Origin of the sequence: Stygiolobus sp. CP850M, assembly GCF_037389425.1 — an archaeon.
Classification (GTDB): domain Archaea; phylum Thermoproteota; class Thermoprotei_A; order Sulfolobales; family Sulfolobaceae; genus Stygiolobus.
Genome location: NZ_JBBHKR010000036.1, coordinates 1 through 2,770, shown reverse-complemented (window position 1 = coordinate 2,770; position 2,770 = coordinate 1). Strand labels below are relative to the sequence as shown.

The 2,770-nt window shown below is 37.0% G+C and carries 5 protein-coding genes; 4 read left to right on the top strand and 1 reads right to left on the bottom strand.

The features are described from left to right. The 4 genes from WIW89_RS01570 to WIW89_RS01560 all read left to right on the top strand — a co-directional run. Window positions 1-745 (top strand): ATP-binding protein (locus tag WIW89_RS01570; protein WP_337719517.1); only part of this gene is annotated, 745 nt, incomplete at its 5' end. Window positions 746-1,225: 480 nt separating this feature from the next. Beyond that, complete coding sequence (locus WIW89_RS01565) at window positions 1,226-1,498, top strand: hypothetical protein (protein WP_337719516.1); 273 nt, start codon at window positions 1,226-1,228, stop codon at window positions 1,496-1,498. A 104-nt stretch (window positions 1,499-1,602) separates the two neighbouring features. Then, window positions 1,603-1,776: a HEPN domain-containing protein gene (locus tag WIW89_RS13585; RefSeq protein WP_443296282.1), complete on the top strand. Its 174-nt coding sequence runs from the start codon at window positions 1,603-1,605 to the stop codon at window positions 1,774-1,776. Then, entirely contained in the window at window positions 1,758-2,180 is a 423-nt protein-coding gene (locus WIW89_RS01560; protein ID WP_337719515.1) for a nucleotidyltransferase domain-containing protein, read from the top strand. Before WIW89_RS13585 ends, WIW89_RS01560 begins: the two co-directional genes overlap by 19 nt. 387 nt (window positions 2,181-2,567) lie before the next feature. Here the strand turns inward: WIW89_RS01560 and WIW89_RS01555 are convergent. Next, window positions 2,568-2,770 (bottom strand): HAD family hydrolase (locus WIW89_RS01555; RefSeq protein WP_337719514.1); only part of this gene is annotated, 203 nt, incomplete at its 5' end.

The following is a 2,770-nucleotide window of genomic DNA, read 5'->3' as shown; positions in this document are numbered from 1 at the left end:
AGTGAAAGTGGAGAGACAATTAGACGCAATAGCCAGAAGCAGTGAGATAAAGTCCCTTTTTCAGGAATACCTTAAATTTGGCGGATTCCCCATGGTGGTTAACAGTGACGTAAAGGAGAAATTACTGTTACAACTCTACGACGACATAATCAGCAAAGACGTAATAGAGGAGTGTAAAATTAAAAGGTCAGATAAACTGAAGTCTTTAGCACTGTTTTACGTCTCGAACGTAGGTAACCGAATCTCCCTCAGGAGGGTATCACGCTCTTTGGAAATCCCTCTGAGGACTGTGGAAAGGTTTACGGCTTGCATTGAAAGCTCGATGTTAATACACTTTGTTAGACCTCTTTCCCCTTCCTTATCTCAGATGGTAAGGGGAGAGAGGAAGGTGTATAGCGTTGACACCGGGCTCTCGAATGTAGTAGGTTACAGACTGAACCAGAACTTGGGCTCACTGCTTGAGAATCTTGTCTATCTCGAGTTGAGGAGGCGTTACGGTGGTGACGCCATTTACTACTATCACGGAAAAAACGAAGTGGACTTTTTAATATTACAGCAAAACGAGGTGACGGAAGCTTATCAAGTAACTTATACTTTAAACAATGAAAGGGAAATGAAAGGGATAAGGGAGGTGATGAAGAGAAAAAAGGTGAGAGCGTATGTTATTACCTTTGATGATGAAGAGAGAGTGGAGGAAAACGGGGTGAGAATAGTCAAGGTGTGGAAGTGGGCTTTAGGTTTTTAGTCAGATATTTTTCCTTCGCCGTCATAAGTGTTTACCCGTGGCGTAACTTTTCCTTACTTTTAATTACTTTTAATTCCGCCACGGGCTCCCCTTTTAAGGGATCATACACAGTCATCCTTAAATCATTGGGGCTAGTCGAGAGAAACGCCTATATAGGTTTCATTGTGTTATATCTTGGACTTGGAGGAGTAATTGATTCATTGAGGTCCGGAACTTTTCTAGGAGACCTTTAATTGTTAACTCGACGGCTTGATGAAAAAGAAAGCAGGCTAACCATTAATATCCCTTATTTATTGCGTCCTCCGCTGTAACAAAGCTTTGCTTTCCCTTTTCTATTAGCTCGCTCTTGAATGAATATTTATGACTGAGTTTAAATTAGTAACACCTTTATCAGTATAGCGATTTTCTTCACACCTTTGCTGAAACATGGTTCTTCATTTTACTATTGTATTTACGCACAATCTCATAGAATTTTTCTACTTGACCGATAACGGGAAGGTAGTTAAAGGGATCATTTGGAGTAGAAGCATAACATCACCATATTCGGGTGAAGCATATGTTATTAATAACGAGATTTTATTTGCAGTAGACGGTTTCGATATTATTGTAAATTCGTTAGCTAATGAAGGTCTAGCAGTGTTTTCACATGCATACCAAAAGGTATCTTATCCTACTGGGATAAACTCATCGATAAGTACTCTATTAATTTCGGTAATATCAATTATATACAACGCCTCCTTTAATCGTTCCTGAGCCCTGTTAATACACACTTACAGACTGTTGCGAAGGAATTACAGTAGTACCCATTGCACTACCTAGAGATAACTAGGAACGAGCATCCTTGTACTCACAACCTCGTGGAGCTATCAAATTATTTTAATCCTCCAGATGATATTTTAACTTATACAATGAACTTGAACCCTCATTACATTTCTTCTAAGTATTCCTTAATGTCCTTTTACTCCAGAAATGACGCTTTAAATAGTAAGAAAAACGCTGAGGCGATTTTGAAATGGTTAAAGATCTTATGAGGAGAATAAACGAGGAATACGAAAGGAAGTTCAGCAATTTCCTCGAGAAATTAATAAGTGCTTACCCTGGCTCAACTATAGTATTATTTGGTAGTAGAGCTAGGGGAAAGAATAGGCCTAACAGTGATTTTGATATAATAGTATTTGTGAGCTGTGAAAACCCTTTGCATAAGAGTATTGAAATTTACCAAACTACTAGACCCGACTTCCCGGTAGATATTGTAGTAATGAAACCAGAGGAAGTTAATGATCGTAATTTGAAGTTAACTCACATGTTTTATTACGGTTATAAGATCTTATACGACGGATTAAACCTTAAGGAGAAAATTGAAAGAATGATGAAAGAGAACATTGATAAGTTAAAGGATATAATAATTCACGACGATCCTAAGTATAAGAGGTAGCTGTTTTTAGAGAATGAAAGACGTTAGCACTGAAACCGAGAAAGATATAGATTTCATTGTAGAAGAAGACTAATTAGTATTTTAATTTTTAATTTCCAGTCTGCTTTTCAAGTATTGGTAAAAATAATAAATTCTACAATCTTATAGTTAAATTTCAAAGAAGCGTCTAAAAGAAGACTAGAAGTATATAACTATTGAACGTAGAATATCGATAGAGCTAGTAGATAATTCTAGGAGAAGATATAGGAGAATTAAGGTTTTGAGCTCAGAGAAGTAAAGTATAAATCAGAAAAAGGAATTCTAAAATAGCACATAGTTAGACATAAAATTTCTGAGCAAGCTTGTTTAATTGGCATTTATCTGACGTGCACACGTAGAGAAATTACCTTAGTCTTTTGTTAAATCCTTTAAGCTTTTTACCCCGAAATCGTAAAAACCAAATCTGTTTACTAAGACCCCTCTGAGTCCGCTCCTCTCAGCCCCCGCATAATCCATTTCCATTATATCACCCACATGGTATATCGGGATTCCTACTCTCCTAGTAACTATACTGAATATCTTAGGGTTTGGTTTCACTAACCCCACTTCAT